Source organism: Chitinophaga sp. SVR4-12A (assembly GCF_056754765.1).
This window is the reverse complement of sequence record NZ_JBPGWP010000001.1, coordinates 2,845,724-2,862,080: the sequence shown is the minus strand read 5'-3', so window position 1 is coordinate 2,862,080 and position 16,357 is coordinate 2,845,724. Positions and strand designations below refer to the sequence as shown.

Genomic DNA, 16,357 nt, shown 5'->3' with positions numbered 1-16,357 from the left:
TATCGATCAAAATGTATTAGTGTACCACCACTGCGCCCTCATATCCGGTGGAGACGGTGTCTTCCTTCCATGCTTCCAGGTCGCTTTTCAGTGCCTCGATTTTTCCGTAGGCCAGGTTGTAGGCATCTTCTCCGAGGAACAAATGCAGCGGAGGATTTTGATCATTCGCTACCTTAATCATCACAGCGGCAGCTTTTTCAGGATCGCCTGCCTGGTTGCCGTTCATCTCGTTCTGATGAAAAGCCTGCACGTCCCTTACTTCTTTATATTCGGCTATCTCGTTGGCAGGTACCCGCAGGGAATCTGTTGTGAGGAAAGACGTTCTGAAATAACCGGGTTGTACCAACGTAACATGCACGCCGAAAGGTTTTACTTCTGCAGCCAGCGACTCAGAAAGTCCGTTCAGGGCAAATTTGGTTGCGCAGTAAATACCAAAGCCGGGAAAGCTGCCTGTAAGACCTGCAATAGAGGAGATGTTGAGGATATGCCCGGAGCGCTGTTTCCTTAAGTGCGGCATTACGCTGCGGATCACATTTAGTGCGCCGAATACATTGATGTCAAAGTTTTCCCTGGATTCCTTGTCACTCAGCTCTTCCAGGCTGCCCGCCAACCCGTAGCCTGCGTTGTTCACTACTACATCTAATTTGCCGAAGCGGGCAATAGCAGCATTCACTGCTTTGTTTACACTCGCTTCTGTTTTCAGATCAGCAGTCAGTGCAAGGAAGTTGGTATTGTCTTCTCCTACTGCATTATTCAGATCTTCCAGGCTCCTGGAAGTGGCGGCTACCTGGTGGCCCAGGCTCAGTAACTGTTTTACGAGAGTAAGGCCTAAGCCTTTTGATGCGCCGGTTATAAACCATGTTTTTTGGGTGCTCATAAATTTTGTGTTTTGTAGCAACAAAATTAGAGCAGCAAAAGGGTCCGGCTGTTGCAGCTTTCAAACGTATAATTGTATAATTCAAACAATGGCCAGGACGCCTTACACCCATAGTTTTTATTCCCACTTCCAGTGCTTTACTTCCGGCATATCTTCCAAATGCTCCTTAATATAAACAGGATGTTTTTTCAACTGTGATTCAAAGTACTGTACTGCAGGCCCAGCCTGTTCGTGTATCCGCTCCACGCGGCGTATGGCTTCGAGCGCCAGCTGATAACGGCTCATGTTGTTCAGCACCACCATATCGAAAGGTGTGGTGGTAGTGCCTTCTTCCATAAAACCCCGCACATGAAAACGGGTAGGCTGCGGCCGCCCGTGTACAAGGTCGTGGATAATGCGCACATAGCCATGAAAGGCAAAGATAACAGGCGCTTCATCTGTAAAGAGCTGTGTAAAGAGGGTATCTTCCAAACCATGCGGGTGATACGCTTTGGGAGATAATGACATGAGGCTGACTATATTCACTACCCTTACTTTCAATTCCGGCAGGTGTTTACGTAAAAGCCAGGCAGCGGCTACTGTTTCCAGCGTGGGCACATCGCCTGCACATGCCAATACTACATCTGTCGTATAACCTTTATCGTTACTCGCCCATTCCCATACAGAAGCGCCCTGTGCGCAATGCGTTTCTGCACTCGCAATATCGAGCCACTGCAATTCGGGCTGTTTACCGGCAACAACTACGTTCACATAGTTGCGGGTACGAAAGCAGTGATCCATCACAGATAAAAGACAATTGGCATCCGGCGGCAGGTAAATGCGGACCACAGCGCTTTTTTTGTTGGCTACGGTATCAATGAAGCCGGGCCCCTGGTGGCTGTAGCCATTATGGTCCTGGCGCCAGCTGTGCGAGGTAAGGAGGTAATTGAGCGATGCAAGTTCCGCGCGCCAGGGCAGTTCATGGCAGATCTTCAGCCACTTGGCGTGCTGGTTGAACATGGAGTCGATGATCGTAATGAAAGCTTCATAGCAGGGAAAGATGCCATGCCTGCCCGTAAGCAGGTAGCCTTCCAGCCAGCCTTGGCAGAGGTGTTCGCTGAGCACTTCCATTACCCGGCCGGTAGGCGACAAATGTTCATCCGTGCCCAGTATAGGTTCTACGGAACAGCGGCTGGTAGCTTCAAAAACCGCCTGCAGGCGGTTGGAATGTGTTTCATCCGGGCAAAACAAACGGAAGTTCTTTTCCGACTCATTCAGCGTAAAGATATCCCGCAGGAATTTTCCCAGCTGTGCGGTGCTTTCTGCCGTGCTTACACCGGGCGATTCAACGGGTACGGCATAGTCCCTGTAATCTGGTAACTGAAGGTCCCGCAGCAGCAGTCCGCCATTGGCGTGCTGGTTGGCGCTCATGCGCTGCCGTCCATGAGGGGCAAGGTCTCTTAGCTCCTGTATCAACCGTCCCTGTTTGTCAAACAGCTCTTCGGGACGATAGCTGCGCAGCCATTGTTCCAGTAATGCCAGCGCCTCCTTGTTTTCCTTTACGTGCATGATGGGCACCTGGTGAGCGCGGAAGCTGCCTTCCAGGGGTTGTCCCTGCCATTCTTTAGGGCAGGTCCATCCTTTGGGTGTGCGTAGGATGATCACCGGCCATGGCAGCCAGGTATGAATGGCATCCTTCTGCTTCCTGGTAAGGGATTGTATATCCCTGATAGCGGTATATGCTTTATTCAGCGCGTGTGCCATGAGAAAATGCACTAACATGGGATCATCGCCCGCTACAAATATGGGCTCGTACCCATGTCCGCGGAAAAGCGAGGCCAGCGCTTCATCTGTCATACGCGCCATCACCGTAGGCCCCGAGATCTTATAACCGTTCAAATGTAAGATAGGTAATACCGCACCGTCCCTGGAAGGATTCAGGAATTTGATGGATTTCCAGCTGCCTGATAAGGGGCCGGTCTCCGCTTCGCCGTCGCCCACCACACAGGCGGCTATCAGGCCCGGGTTATCGAATACGGCGCCAAAGGCATGTGCCAATGAATATCCCAGCTCACCGCCTTCATGAATGGAGCCGGGTGTGTGCGGACTAACGTGGCTGGGTATACCACCCGGAGAAGAGAACTGCCGGAAGAATAAGCGCATACCTTTTTCATCAGGCGTAATATCAGGATATACTTCCGAGAAAGTACCTTCCAGGTAACTGTTGGCCAGTATGGCAGGCGCGCCATGGCCCGGCCCGCAGATGAACATGATATTGGCATCTTTCGCGGTGATCAGCCGGTTTAAATGCACGTAGATCAGGTTCAGTCCCGGACAGGTGCCCCAGTGCCCCAGCAGGCGTGGCTTGATATGCTCGGGCCGCAAAGGCTCTTTCAGCAAAGGATTATCCTGCAGATAGAGCTGCGCGGCCGCCAGGTAATTGGCAGCCCGCCAGTATCTGTCTATTGATTGCAGCTTCTCTTCTGATAGTATAGCCATAATTGTTAGTTTAGTGTCCTTGCAGGCATTGCCGGGTATGTTGCGCGATCATCTGCTCTTCACTGGTCGGTATCACCCGTATAGTAACGGCGCTGCCGCTGGCAGATATAACTGCTGCGGCTTGCTCATTCTGTGTTGTATCAATATGCATACCCAGGAATTCCAGTCCTTCACAGATCTGTTGACGGATCTCCGGTGCATGTTCTCCAATACCGCCGGTAAAGATGAAAGTGTCCAGTCCGCCCATGGCTGCCGCCAACGCCCCTATGTATTTTCTTGCCTGGTAACAAAAAAGATCGATCGCTTCTGCCGCATGAGGATGCTCAGCTGCGGCTTCCAGCAGGTTTTCGATATCGGACTCTTTACCGGATAGTGCTTTTAATCCTGCCTGTTTATTCAGCAGATCACTCAATTCATCCGTATTCAGCTTTTGTTCTTTCAGCAGGTATAATATCACGCCAGGGTCCATATCTCCGGGTCGCGTGCTCATTACCAGCCCGCCGGCGGGCGTTAATCCCATGGTAGTATCTACACTGCGGCCTTTATGAACAGCCGTCATGCTCGCCCCGTTTCCCAGGTGGGCGATGATGATCCTGCCGTCAACCGTTTCCGGCGCTGTTTGCTGCAGCTGTTGCATGATATACTCGTAAGACAGCCCATGAAATCCATAGCGTACGAGACCTTGTTCCCACAACCGGCGGGGCAGGGCATAATGCCGTGCAACAAATGGCATGTGCTGATGAAAGGCGGTATCAAAACAAACCACCTGCGTAGCTTGTGGAAATACCTGTGCAAAAGCGCGGATGGCGGCCAGTTCTGCGGGCAGGTGATCCGGCGCCAGTGAGATCAGTTCGCTGAGTGAGGACAGCAAATGATCTGTTACTTTCTCCGGCGCAGTATGCGCCAGTCCTCCCTGCACCATTCTATGACCGATGGCGATGATCTCGTAGTCGCCAAAGCGTTCATTCAGCAGGGCAATCAGTTGATCCACGGCTGCTTCCATGTCTTTAACAGGCAATTTTCCTATATCACGGATCTGGCCGCTATGTAGTTGTGTTGGCATGTCTGCCTGGCTGAACAGACCATACTTCAGGCTGGAAGACCCACAGTTGACAGTTAGTATAACAGGTGTAGTTGCTTTCATGACAACTGGGAGAGGCCAAAAAATATGCCTGTTAGTTATACGACACTAAAGTAAAACGGCCTGATCTTTTCAAAGCTGCATTGTATAACGAAGGCTACATATTGATGATGAAATGCAGCAGCTACAGGTGGATACCCGTTAATAAGTTTTCTGGAACGATTTTGTTCCTGGTGATAGTAAACAGTAAAAATATGGGAGTAAGCATGATCACTTCTCCGGTAATGCAAATGCTACGTAGCTATCGCCAGACTTACTGCCGATCTTTCCACCTCCGCATGCAATCACTACATACTGCCGGCCGTTTACAACATAAGTGGCAGGGGTGGCATATCCGGCAGCGGGCAAGGGCGCTTCCCACAATACTTTCCCGCTGGCTTTGTCAAAGGCCCTGATCTTTTCGTCTTTAGTAGCGGCAATAAATACCAGTCCACCTTTTGTTACCAGCGGACCACCATAATTTTCGGTACCGGTAGGGGGAATGCCTTTTTTACTCAATTCGCTGTACTCGCCCAGCGGTACTTTCCATAACAGTTTACCGGTGTTAAGGTCAACAGCATTGAGTGTGCCCCAGGGTGGTTTGATGCCGGGGTAGCCGTCGCTGTCCAGGAAACGGTTATAGCCTGTCATGGTATAAGGCACTTCATCCAGTATACTCTTCTTTTCATTACTGCCTGCTGCCCGTTGCATACTGCTCACTGCCTTAGCAGCCGGCTCTTTATCTTCCAGGTGCATCAGGAAGGCCAGCAGGGCCTGTTTTTCGTTCGGCTCTAACTGTGTGAAGGCAGGCATCATATTCTTGCCATGCTCAATAATATCCTGTACCTGTTCAGGTGTATATTTTTTATGCAATTCAACCAGCGAAGGGTAGGAGCTGCCATTGCCCTTTAGTTCTGTACCATGGCACGACATGCAATATTTGCCGTATACTGTCTTACCCACGCCTTTAATGGAAAGATCATGATCATTGTTTGCAGGTACATCTATCATGGTTAATGACCAGGGCAGCTCACAGCTGTTCACGTAGAGGATCCCGGTTTCAGGATCTACTGCAGAACCGCCCCATTCTCCGCCGCCATCAAAGCCGGGAAAGATCCATACGCCCGATTTGCTGGGAGGAGTGAAAGGGGGGTTATATTTTACCTGGCGGAACTTCTCCATCAACGCGCTTTGCTTTTCCGGCGTGAGGCCCCATACCTGGCTGGAATCAAAATGCTGCCTTGCAAAAGGTTCCGGCAGTTCGGGAATGGGCTGTGTAGGCCAGGGCTTCTCCCCCGGCAGGTCAGAAGCGGGTACGGGCATTTCCCTGATCGGGAACACGGGTTGGCCATTGGTACGGTCAAATACAAAAATGTACCCGTGCTTGGTGATCTGTGCTACTGCATCGATCTTTTTACCGTCCCGCTCTATGGTCACCAGGTTGGGATTAGCAGCCAGGTCGCGGTCCCAGAGGTCGTGGTGAATGAACTGGTAATGCCAGCGATATTTACCCGTGGCGGCATCCAGCGCAATCAGTGAATTGCCGAAGAGGTTCTGCCCTTTTCGTATGCCGCCGTAAAAATCACCGCCGATAGAGCCGGTGGGCACATACAGGATGCCTCTTTCCTCATCGAGCGACATGCCTGCCCAGCTGTTGGCGCCGCCAAATTTCTTCCAGGCCTCCTTATCCTCCCAGGTATCATAGCCTATTTCTCCTGGCTGTGGAATGGTGTGGAAGATCCAGGCCCGTTTACCGGTTCGTACATCAAAAGCCCTGATATGGCCGGGCGCCGCGTCGGCCGATTCAGCTACCCGCATACCAGTGATAATAAGGTCTTTATAGATGATGCCGGGGGTGGTAGCGGCGATAAATTTATTATAGGTAGCAGTATCCCGGTCAAGATCCATATCCAGCAAAATAGCGCCCTTGTCGCCAAAGCTTTTTATAGCTTGTCCATTGGCAGCGTTGATAGCGTATAATTTCGCGCCTGCGCTGTACAGGATCCTTTTATCCGTACCCTCTTCATTCTGCCAGTACATCACGCCCCTGCTTACTTTAAAGAAGGCGAAAGGGTCTTGTTCCACGGTATCTGGTTCAAGGGTGGCAGGGTCAAACAGCCATTTCAGGGCGCCGGTGGCGGCGTCCAGGGCAAATAGTTTCACCCGGGGCGTAACGCCGTACAAAACGCCGTCTACCATAATGGGGTTACACTGGTTCTGGGAATGATTGCCGGTGTCTTTGTCCTGCGAGCTGTAGGTCCAGGCTACCTGTAAGCCGGCCACATTGCCGGTGTTAAGCTGGTCGTTGGAAGAATAGCGGATACCATCCTTTGATCCTGCATAGGTTTTCCATCCGCTGTAATCGGGCCCTTTAACGTGGTTCCGGCAGGCTGTCATGCATAAGAACAAGGCGCAACCGGCAAATAGTAGCTTCATACGTGGTGACATTTCAAGAGGATAAATATAATGATCCTGTGATAGTATTTTAACAAAATCGCCTGGGGCCACGATATTGCAAGGAGAACACAAGGAGAAGACAAGGAGAACACAAGGAGAAGAGAGGGAAAATAATATTAGCTAAATTGCGCTCGACTCCGAAAGCTACAGGCTTACGGCAATGGCATTCGGCATTGAGCTTTCAGCATTAAGCACTAGAAAATGAAATTATTTTTCAAAGACCCGGCCACCGGCGGCGAATTATTACTGGTAGAAAAGGAAGCGGCATTCGACCGGCAGTTCTTTACCCGCGACCAACACAACAAATACCTCACCATTGCCTGGAATACCGGGCCGGAACAGCAGGTAGTGATCGATGAAGTGAGCTATCAGTTCCCGGCCAACAGTATCCTGCCCCTGCTGATCAACCAGTCCTTCCGCTTTGAAAAGCCGGAAGATATCGTGGCCTGGCAATTTAACCGGGATTTTTATTGCATTATAGACCACGACAAGGAAGTGAGCTGCGTGGGCTTCATCTTCTCCTCCGGGGCGCTGTTTATCGGCCTGGATGAGCAAGACCAGCATAAAATGGAGCTGCTCCTGGAAATGTTCAAAGACGAGCTGCAGGATGCGGACGAGATCCAGGCCACTATGCTACGGGCCCTCCTCGTAAGGCTGATCATCAAGATCACCCGCCTGGGCAAGAAACAGCATGTAGACCAGACAAAGCTGAATAACGGAAAACTGGATATTATCCGTCATTTTAACCTGCTGGTAGAGGATCACTATAAGCAACAGCACCAGGTGCAGTACTATGCCAACCAGCTGAATAAATCGCCCAAAACGCTGTCTAATCTCTTTGCCTTGTACAATGAGCGTTCGCCCCTGCAGGTGATCCAGGACCGGCTGGTCCTGGAAGCCAAGCGCCTCTTTCATTATACAGACAAATCAGCCAAAGAAATAGCGCTGGACCTGGGTTTTGAGGATGCCGCCCACTTTAGCCGCTTCTTTAAGAACCAGACGGAGATGAGCCCTTCCGACTTCAAAAAAACACTCCAAACCAGGGCTTAGGGAAAAAACGCCAACTCTTCGGGAAATCTGTCTATTCTCAGGGGACTAAAATCGTTGCAATTTTACATCGTCAATAACGACAGCGAAAAAATAAAAAACGATATAAAATGAAAACGATCACAGTACCCACCAGAGAAACCGTATCAGCCGCTAACCAGCAGATCTTCGACACCCTGAGCAAGAAACTCGGCAAAGTGCCTAACCTCTATGCCACCATGGCGCTGTCTGAAAACGGCCTCGCTACTTATCTCGCCCTCGCGAATGCAAAAACTTCCCTGAAGGCAAAAGAAAAAGAAGTGATCAATCTGGCAGTAAGCCAGGCTAATGGTTGTGAATACTGTACCGCTGCTCACACCGCCATCGCCAAACTGAATGGATTTAACGACGAACAGATCCTGGAGATCCGCAGCGGCGCCGTTTCTTTCGACAGCAAATACGATATCCTGGCGAAATTGTCCATCAATTTCGTGGAAACAAAAGGTAAACCCGATGCCGCATTGCTGGATGCCTTCTATGCCGCCGGTTATACCGACGAGAACCTGGTAGACGTGATCACGGTCATTGCTGATAAGACCTTTACGAACTACCTGTTCGGAGCCACTAAGATACCGGTTGATTTTCCTGCTGTTCCTGCTTTGGAAACTGTTAAAGCATAATAAAGTCGTAAGTCATTAGTCGTAAGTCGTTAGTGATTGCACGAATTGTTTATATCTTCGCTTAGATCACTAACGACTGACGACTTACGACTGACGACTTACGACTGACCACTAGCCTCCGATAATTTATACAATTAATTCCCTCACATATACATTGTTCGGCGTAGATTACATAAGCATCTTGCAACTCGATATGCACTAAGCATCACCCTTTAAAATTTTTAATCATGAGTACAGCCACATTAAAACCCAGCACCGTTGTAAATTGGTCAGAAGATCCCCACCTTGACTCCGGCACCAAGGCTTTCCTCAAACTGTTGAATACAGGCGGCGCACCTGTAGAAAGTTTGTCCAAAGAAGACGCCCGCAACGTACTCGTAGGCGCGCAGGCTGCTGTTAAAGTTGACCTCTCCGGTATTGAAGAATCTGAAAAGACCATCACTGCAGACGGTTACACCGTTAAGCTGAATATTGTACGCCCCGCAGGTGCTACCGGTACACTGCCTGTCTTCATCTTTATACACGGTGGCGGCTGGATCCTGGGCGATTATCCCACCCACAAACGCATGGTAAGAGACCTGGTAGTACTTTCCGGTGCAGCGGGCGTGTTCGTAAACTATACGCCATCTCCCGAAGCACAGTACCCCCAGGCCATCAATGAAATATATGCCGCTACCAAATGGGTGGCAGAGAACGGTAGCGAGATCAATGTAGACGGAAAAAAACTGGCCGTAGTAGGTAACAGCGTAGGCGGTAACATGACGGCAGTAACTGCCCTGATGGCAAAAGCTAAAGGCGGTCCGGATATCAAGCTGCAAATAATGATGTGGCCGGTGACAGACTACAACCCTGAACGTGAATCATGGAAACAGTTTGGAGAAGACCGCTTCCTAACCGCTTCGCTCATGAAATGGATGTTTGACCAGTACACTACAGATGCTGCTAAGCGTAAAGAGATCTACCATTCACCGCTGCAAGCCACTACAGAGCAGTTGAAAGGCTTACCTCCCACTTTGATCCAGGTAGCAGAGAACGATATCCTGCGTGATGAAGGTGAAGCATACGGCCGCAAACTGGATGAAGCCGGTGTGAAAGTGACCAGCATCCGTTACAACGGTATGATCCACGACTTCGGTTTGCTCAATGCGCTGGCAGAACTGCCTGCAACCCGTTCACTATTTGTGCATGCAGCAGCTGAACTGAAGAAGTACCTGGCCTGATTACTTATCTTTGTTGCACAATTTCCAGCAACATGGGCGCTACTACTTTGGACATTAAAACCATTGATACACTTCGTGATCTTCCCGATTTAATACCTGTTTTGCGTGATAACGTAGAAGACTGGACCATCAGGGTATTTAACCGGGAACATCACGAGTGTCGTAATTATTTATCCCCCAACCGCCGGGAGTTTTATAAGGTGCTGCTGGTAACAAAGGGAGTAGGGGTGTTCACCATGGGCCTGAACACTTATTACATCGAAGAGCCCACCATCCTGTTCATTCATCCTAATGACATTATCTCCTGGAAGAATCTCGCGGATGTTTCAGGCGGTTATTACTGTCTCTTTAAAAAGACTTTCATCAACGAACACCCGCAGTTAAAGGCTACGATAGATAAGTACGGGTTATTTACAGAGAAGAAAAAAAGCGTGATCCGTTTAGGGGTGGGAGCCGTGCAGCAGATGACGGATCTCTTTGCTCATATGCAGGAAGAGGAGTTATCGGGCAACCAGCTCCGGGACGATGCCATGCAGGCTTACCTGCAATTGCTGATGGTGGCTAGCGCCAGGGTGGCGCATTTTCCTGAGCCAGACAGTGTTTCTGAGGAGTTCAGGCATGTGCATGAGTTTTTCCAGTTGCTCGAAGAAGAAACTACTCATATTAACTATACTTCTCCTATTCGTATCAAAACGGCCAAAGAGTTTGCGGCCAGTCTTTCCCTTCATCCCAATCACCTGAACGCCCTGCTGAAGAAGCATACCGGGCAGAATGTCAGCACGCATATACGTAACCGTTTGCTGGAAGCCAGTAAGATACTGCTGCGCCAAACGGATTGGTCTCTGCAGGACGTGGCCTATAGCGTCGGTTTTTCCGAGCAGCCCAATTTCAACCTGTTCTTCAAGAAGAACACCGGTTTTACACCGGCTGAATTCAGGAGAGGCCAGCATCTGTAGCGGGTTTTAAAACAGGTACAATGAAAGTACGTCTATCAGGTCATCCTGGGTAAGACCGCCTTCTTCGGGTATCTCATCCTCCGGCTCATATTTTTCTACCGTCCATACGCCCGGTTCATCGCCGCCGCACCACAGTACCAGTTCCCGTGTTTTTGTTTGCTTATCCGTTGTCATATATTACTTCTTTTCGCTGATACAAAATAACAATGGGCTGGTGACAGCCTTATGTCAGTAGCGATAGAGAAATAATGGTGTATATGAAATGTGTTCAGAATGAATGAGTAAGCTAAGGCATTGCCCCTATTTTGGAAGGTGAACCATAAAGGTGGTGCCTTCATTTACCTTGCTGTAGAATTCCAGCTGGCCATTCATCAGGGCGAGATAGTTTTTGACAATGCTAAGCCCAAGGCCGGTGCCCGAGGTATGGGCGGTATTGGAGGCCCGGTAGAACCTTTCGAAGAGATGTTCCTGGTCTTTTTCCGGTATGCCGATGCCATGATCCTGGATCACCAGGGTAATGCGGTCTCTCAGGTAATGTATGCTGAAATCTATATTGCTATCCTCGCCGGAGTATTTGATGGCATTGGAGAGCAGGTTGTTCAGCACATTCTTCAATATTTTGCCGTCTGTATACACTGTTTCGGGTTTGCCGTTTACTTCCAGCTGGATGGTCTGTCCCTTTTTAGCGCTTTCCTGCAGGTTCTGGATAATCTCTTCAGAGAAGCGGAGGAGGTCCAGCTGTTCATGCACGCAATCTATCTTTCCTTCTTCCAGCTTGCTGAGTGAGAGGAAGTCGTTCAGGATCTGGATCAGGTTATTGACATTGGATTTAATACGGTCCAGGTGTTTGAGGGTACGCTCGTCGGGATGCTCTTCCTGGTACTTTTCCAGCAGGAAGGCTGAGGATAGGATAGCACCGAGGGGAGTGCGGAACTCGTGGGATGCCAGGGAAATAAACCGCGATTTGATCTCTCCCAGCTCTATTTCTTTCCGGAGTGCCGCGCGGATGTCGTCTTCCGCCTTTTTACGGTCGGTCACATCCTGGCAGAATTTGGCATATCCTCTCAGGTTTCCTTCATTATCATGTACCGCCGTTAAAATAACATTTGCCCAGAGTTTTGATCCGTCTTTGCGCACCCGCCATCCTTCGCTTTCATAGTAGCCGAATTCCTGCACCATGCGCAGGTCATGATCCGGGATATCCCGCTCTACATCTTCCTCTGTAAAGAAGATGCTGTTATACCGTCCCAGCACTTCATCAGCGGTGTAGCCTTTTAGCCGCTCCGCTCCTTTGTTCCAGGTCATTACGCGGCCTTTAGGGTCCAACATATAGATGGCGTAATCTTTCACATTTTCAACCAGGAGCCGGAACCGCTCTTCATTTTCCTGGAAATACTTCAGGTACTTTCTTTCGGAAGCCTGCAGGGAGTCAAACAGTTCCGATTGAGCGGCGCGTTTCTTTTCCTGCTGCACCATGGCTGTTACATCTTCCACCTGGTGAATGATGTATTCCACTTCTCCAGCCGCATTCAGTACGGGGGTATTCAGGGGGCTCCAGTACTTTTCTTCGAAGCCTCCGCCTTTGGACTCGGGACGTTGCACATCGTATTTCTGCAAGGGCATGGTATCGGGCCGCTTTTCTGCCAGCACCCTGTTCAGGGAGGCATGGAGATTACGTACGCCGGTGGCCGTGGCGTCATCGGGGTTATCGGGGAAGATGCTGAATATATGTTTGCCGATGATCTGCTCCCGTTTGGTCATGGTCGCGTTAAGGTATGCTTCTGTGACGGCCACAATGATGAGGTCGCAGGACAGTAGAAGGTGTAATGCGGGGCTGGCCTCGAATACGCTACGGAAGTCCAGTTCCTTTTTTTCTTTTGACATTCCCATTGCCGGCTAATGAGGGGCGTTTTACCAAATTTAAAGGTATTTTACCGGATTTGGAAATACGCCCTCCTGCAAGTCTTAACTCGCCCGCTTCTCATGCAGCAGCATATTCACCGCATGATCCAATGATCCTGCCCTGGTCACTTCACCTGCATTTACAAAATAGATCTCATCCGCATTCTCAATAGTATTGAGCCTGTGGGCAATGATCACTCTTGTAGTATCTGCAGGCAGCTGTTGCAATATCTTTTCCAGCAGCTGTTCTGTAATGGTATCTATATTAGCGGTCGCCTCATCCAGGATCAGCAGCTTCGGACGGCGTAACACCGCCCTGATAAATGCAATCAGCTGTTTTTGTCCCAGGCTTACAGCATCTCCGGTGGTTGTCACTTTTGTTTCCAGTCCCTGTTCAAACCTGCTGAGCAGACTTTCCAGGCTGGCTTCGCGGATCACTGTCAGCAATTGTTCATTGCTATATTCCGCATACTGCGGGTTACCGTAGAGGATATTATCTTTTACTGTACCGGTGAACAGGAACGGTTCCTGCAGGATGAAACCGATTTTGCTGCTGCGTTCTGCCGCATCGTAAGAGCGGATGTCGCGGCCTTCCAGCAATACTTGCCCTTCTGTAGGATCGTATAGCCGTGCTATCAGCGAGGCTGTCGTCGTTTTGCCGCCACCGGTAGGGCCCACCAATGCATAGGTTTTACCGCGTTCCAGGTTGAAGTTTACATTATGCAGCACAGGTTTACTGTCCGGGTAGCGGAACTGCACCTGTTTGAACTCCATCACAGAATCTGTACCATTGCCATTGCCCGTAGCGGGTATCACCGGCAGGTCTGATTGCAGAGTCAGTATCTGCGAGATCCTGTCCCAACCCGCTAATGCCACCTGGAAGTTGGCCCACAGGACAGAGAGCTGGCGGATCGGCGTATAGAAGCTGTTCACATAGGCCAGGTAACTGATCAGCAAACCGATGGTGAGATGACCGCCGGCTATCAGGTAGATGCCATAAGTAAGCACGATCAGCTGCGCCAGTTGAGAGCAAAAGCCGAACACCGGCATAAAAGTACTGTTGGCGATGCCTGCGGCAGTAGCGGTAGCGTAGTTCTGGCGGTTCACTTCCTCAAAACGTTTCCTGAAATAGTCACGGCGGTTAAAGGCGAGGATCACTTTAAAATTATTCAGGCTTTCCTGGATCTCTGCGCTCATGCTGCCCGTGCTTTTCATGTTGGCTGCGTTCTTGCGGCGTACCCAGGGCGAAACGGCTCGCGTAAAGATGAACAGCACCAGTGCAGGCGTCAGGGCCGCTGCGCCCAGGCTGGGGTGCAGTGACAGCAAAAAGATGCCCGCGCCTGTCATCATAAAGATGTTGCTGATAAACTGCATCAGGTATTGCGAAAAGAACTGGTTCACTTTTTCCGTATCATTATTGATACGCGAGATAAGGTCGCCTGCTTTGTTCTGGTTAAAGAAAGCCACGGGCAATTCCGTTAGTTTGCTGAATACCGCATTGCGGAGATTGAACAGCATTCGCTGCCCGATGTTGCCCATCAGCCTTGCCTGCAGGTAATTGGCGCCGAAGGCAGTGAGGTAGATGGTCAGCAGCGCACCGCAGGCCAGTAATACCTTGTTATATTGATGATCCTGTATAAAGTGGTCTATGGTATAAGCCGTGATCACCGGACCTGTCAGGTTCAACCCCGAGCTGATCAGGATGGTGATGAAAGCCATCACCAGGGTTTTTTGTTCTGCAGCCAGGAACTGGAACAGTTTCTTCAGCGCAGCAAGGGTGCTGGTTTTCTGCGCCGGGTTGGCGGTATTATTTAGATTGTAATTCATAGTGACTGGTGCTGCGTTGTGATTGATAGATCTGTACATATTCAGGGCAGGTTTGCATCAGCACCTGGTGGGTGCCTGTTGCAATGATCTCTCCTTCCATCAGGAGGATGATCTGGTCGTATTGTTCAATGGAAGCTATCTTTTGTGTAACGGACACCAATGTCAGCTCAGGATAGTAGCGGGCCAGGTTGTCCAGGATCTGTTGTTCTGTCTGATTGTCTACACGGGCGGTGAAATCATCCAGCAATAATACTTTCGGCTCTATGGCCAGTGCGCGGGCCAGCATGATACGCTGCTTTTGTCCGCCGGACAGGCTGGTGCCCCGCTCAGAAACAACGGTGTCCAGCTCCTCTGGCAGAGACGCCACGAAATCAGACAATGCAGCGGTGGTGATCGCGCGGTTCATGGCTTCTTCCGTTACCTCGTCATTAAAGGCAATATTCTCCCGAAGGCTCATATTGAAGATAATGCTGTCCTGGAAAACGATGCCTACCTGGCTATGCAGGGTATGTCGTTTATAGGCGGCTATATCGCGATTGTCATAGAGAATGCTGCCGCTGTTAGGTTTTCCCAGGTGCGTGAGTAAATTCAGCAATTGTGTTTTCCCTGCAGCAGTGGGACCGATGATGGCGGTTTTCGATCCTGCTTTAACGGAGAAGGATATATTTTTCAGCACCGGCTTTCCATCAAATTGCAGGCTCAGATCCCGCACTTCAATATCTCCACGCAGCGTGCCTTCTATGGTGCCTTCCTCTGCGGGTTCGGGCATGGATAATACTTTCTCAACTCTTGCATACGCTGCGCTGGATTGTGCGATCACGTTACTCATCACCCCTATCAGGATCACCGGGAAGATCAGGATGGTGAGGTACGCATTAAAAGCGGCGAGGTCGCCCAGGGTCATGCTGCCATTGATCACATAATGTCCGCCCAGCGCCAGGATGGTCACCACGGCCATATTGGCGATCAGCATGATCAGGGGCAGCAGCATGGCGTAAAGCCGTATCATGGTAAGGCCGATGTCCCTGGCCTGGGTATTAGCCGTTACAAATTTTTCGTATTCCATCTGCTGTGCGTTCAGCACGCGGATCAGGGCAGCGCCCAGGATGCTTTCTGTGATCACCTTATTAAGCCAGTCTATCACTTCACGGATCTTTCCGAACCACATTTTCATTTTGCCGAGCACCAGGAAGAAGGTACCGCCTATCAGGGGGATGATCGCCATCACGGCCAGCGCCAGCTGCCATTTGACAGTGAACAGCAATATACTGGCGCCTACGATCAGGATCATGGATGCGGCGATAGAGGAAATGGCCTGTGCCACAAAGAGCTTGATCGTATCCACATCACCCGTCAGGTTGGTGAGCAGCCTGGAGGGATTGGCCTCCTGGATACCCGCATAACTTTGTTCGGAAATCTTATTGGCCAGCCGTGTGCGCAGGTCCCTGGCTACCCGTTCAGATGCAAAGGCCTGCACGATGTTCTGCAGGTAGGTGAAGATAAAGATCAGCAGCGCTGCACCGGAGAAATAAAGGATCACCGGTTGAAACTGTAATTCTCCCCGGCCATAGGCATCAATGCTGTGCGCAATGATCTTGGGCAGTACCAGGTTTAACCCGTTGCTGACGAGGGCCAGCAGTATAAGCAACAGTATCTGCCTGCGGTAAGGTTTTATCAGCGAGGTCAGTTTAGGAGGCTTATTGCCGGGTGCATGGTTTGATTTGTTGGCCTTTTCCATAGTGATTTGTGAGAATATGAGGGTACTTCTACAGTAGACGAATATAACGGGTCAATATTTTGAAAAGGTAGAAATT

At 50.2% G+C, this 16,357-nt stretch carries 12 protein-coding genes; 4 read left to right on the top strand and 8 right to left on the bottom strand.

Going from position 1 to position 16,357, the window contains the following annotated elements; genetic code table 11:
• Positions 1–16: 16 nt before the first annotated feature.
• The 4 genes from ACR9Y8_RS11490 to ACR9Y8_RS11475 form a co-directional block, all read right to left on the bottom strand.
• A complete protein-coding gene (locus ACR9Y8_RS11490) occupies positions 17–877 on the bottom strand; it encodes an oxidoreductase (protein ID WP_481213407.1) in 861 nt (286 codons plus the stop codon).
• 117 nt (positions 878–994) lie between these two features.
• Complete coding sequence (locus tag ACR9Y8_RS11485) at positions 995–3,355, bottom strand: phosphoketolase family protein (RefSeq protein ID WP_481213406.1); 2,361 nt, start codon at positions 3,353–3,355, stop codon at positions 995–997.
• A 10-nt stretch (positions 3,356–3,365) separates the two neighbouring features.
• Positions 3,366–4,499 (bottom strand): acetate/propionate family kinase, encoded by a 1,134-nt coding sequence (locus ACR9Y8_RS11480; RefSeq protein WP_481213405.1) that lies wholly within the window; start codon positions 4,497–4,499, stop codon positions 3,366–3,368.
• 207 nt (positions 4,500–4,706) lie between these two features.
• The gene (locus ACR9Y8_RS11475; protein WP_481213404.1) at positions 4,707–6,911 is read right to left on the bottom strand and encodes an outer membrane protein assembly factor BamB family protein; all 2,205 of its coding nucleotides are present in this window, start codon (positions 6,909–6,911) and stop codon (positions 4,707–4,709) included.
• Between the two features lie 222 nt (positions 6,912–7,133).
• Between ACR9Y8_RS11475 and ACR9Y8_RS11470 the strand changes: the two genes are divergently transcribed.
• The 4 genes from ACR9Y8_RS11470 to ACR9Y8_RS11455 all read left to right on the top strand — a co-directional run bounded on the left by ACR9Y8_RS11470 (position 7,134) and on the right by ACR9Y8_RS11455 (position 10,814).
• Positions 7,134–7,982 carry an AraC family transcriptional regulator gene (locus tag ACR9Y8_RS11470; RefSeq protein WP_481213403.1) on the top strand — a complete coding sequence of 283 codons (849 nt, stop codon included), beginning with the start codon at positions 7,134–7,136 and terminating at the stop codon, positions 7,980–7,982.
• Between the two features lie 107 nt (positions 7,983–8,089).
• Positions 8,090–8,638 (top strand): carboxymuconolactone decarboxylase family protein, encoded by a 549-nt coding sequence (locus ACR9Y8_RS11465; protein ID WP_481213402.1) that lies wholly within the window; start codon positions 8,090–8,092, stop codon positions 8,636–8,638.
• Positions 8,639–8,865: 227 nt separating this feature from the next.
• Positions 8,866–9,858, top strand: coding sequence for an alpha/beta hydrolase (locus ACR9Y8_RS11460; RefSeq protein WP_481213401.1), 993 nt, complete (start codon positions 8,866–8,868; stop codon positions 9,856–9,858).
• A 101-nt stretch (positions 9,859–9,959) separates the two neighbouring features.
• The gene (locus ACR9Y8_RS11455; protein ID WP_481213400.1) at positions 9,960–10,814 is read left to right on the top strand and encodes an AraC family transcriptional regulator; all 855 of its coding nucleotides are present in this window, start codon (positions 9,960–9,962) and stop codon (positions 10,812–10,814) included.
• Between the two features lie 6 nt (positions 10,815–10,820).
• Here the strand turns inward: ACR9Y8_RS11455 and ACR9Y8_RS11450 are convergent, their stop codons facing one another.
• The 4 genes from ACR9Y8_RS11450 to ACR9Y8_RS11435 all read right to left on the bottom strand — a co-directional run bounded on the left by ACR9Y8_RS11450 (position 10,821) and on the right by ACR9Y8_RS11435 (position 16,281).
• Positions 10,821–10,988 carry a hypothetical protein gene (locus ACR9Y8_RS11450; RefSeq protein WP_481213399.1) on the bottom strand — a complete coding sequence of 56 codons (168 nt, stop codon included), beginning with the start codon at positions 10,986–10,988 and terminating at the stop codon, positions 10,821–10,823.
• Between the two features lie 126 nt (positions 10,989–11,114).
• Positions 11,115–12,698 carry a sensor histidine kinase gene (locus ACR9Y8_RS11445; protein WP_481213398.1) on the bottom strand — a complete coding sequence of 528 codons (1,584 nt, stop codon included), beginning with the start codon at positions 12,696–12,698 and terminating at the stop codon, positions 11,115–11,117.
• A gap of 81 nt (positions 12,699–12,779) precedes the next feature.
• Positions 12,780–14,543 carry an ABC transporter ATP-binding protein gene (locus ACR9Y8_RS11440; protein ID WP_481213397.1) on the bottom strand — a complete coding sequence of 588 codons (1,764 nt, stop codon included), beginning with the start codon at positions 14,541–14,543 and terminating at the stop codon, positions 12,780–12,782.
• On the bottom strand, positions 14,524–16,281 hold the full coding sequence (locus ACR9Y8_RS11435) for an ABC transporter ATP-binding protein (protein ID WP_481213396.1): 1,758 nt from the start codon (positions 16,279–16,281) through the stop codon (positions 14,524–14,526). The genes ACR9Y8_RS11440 and ACR9Y8_RS11435 overlap by 20 nt, the downstream gene beginning before the upstream one ends.
• Between the last annotated feature and the right edge of the window lie 76 nt (positions 16,282–16,357).

Bases quoted from the DNA above. Each gene is read 5' to 3' on its own strand.
- ACR9Y8_RS11490 (WP_481213407.1), bottom strand. From the start codon at position 877: ATGAGCACCCAAAAAACATGGTTTATAACCGGCGCATCAAAAGGCTTA.
- ACR9Y8_RS11485 (WP_481213406.1), bottom strand. From the start codon at position 3,355: ATGGCTATACTATCAGAAGAGAAGCTGCAATCAATAGACAGATACTGG.
- ACR9Y8_RS11480 (WP_481213405.1), bottom strand. From the start codon at position 4,499: ATGAAAGCAACTACACCTGTTATACTAACTGTCAACTGTGGGTCTTCC.
- ACR9Y8_RS11475 (WP_481213404.1), bottom strand. From the start codon at position 6,911: ATGAAGCTACTATTTGCCGGTTGCGCCTTGTTCTTATGCATGACAGCC.
- ACR9Y8_RS11470 (WP_481213403.1), top strand. From the start codon at position 7,134: ATGAAATTATTTTTCAAAGACCCGGCCACCGGCGGCGAATTATTACTG.
- ACR9Y8_RS11465 (WP_481213402.1), top strand. From the start codon at position 8,090: ATGAAAACGATCACAGTACCCACCAGAGAAACCGTATCAGCCGCTAAC.
- ACR9Y8_RS11460 (WP_481213401.1), top strand. From the start codon at position 8,866: ATGAGTACAGCCACATTAAAACCCAGCACCGTTGTAAATTGGTCAGAA.
- ACR9Y8_RS11450 (WP_481213399.1), bottom strand. From the start codon at position 10,988: ATGACAACGGATAAGCAAACAAAAACACGGGAACTGGTACTGTGGTGC.
- ACR9Y8_RS11445 (WP_481213398.1), bottom strand. From the start codon at position 12,698: ATGTCAAAAGAAAAAAAGGAACTGGACTTCCGTAGCGTATTCGAGGCC.
- ACR9Y8_RS11440 (WP_481213397.1), bottom strand. From the start codon at position 14,543: ATGAATTACAATCTAAATAATACCGCCAACCCGGCGCAGAAAACCAGC.
- ACR9Y8_RS11435 (WP_481213396.1), bottom strand. From the start codon at position 16,281: ATGGAAAAGGCCAACAAATCAAACCATGCACCCGGCAATAAGCCTCCT.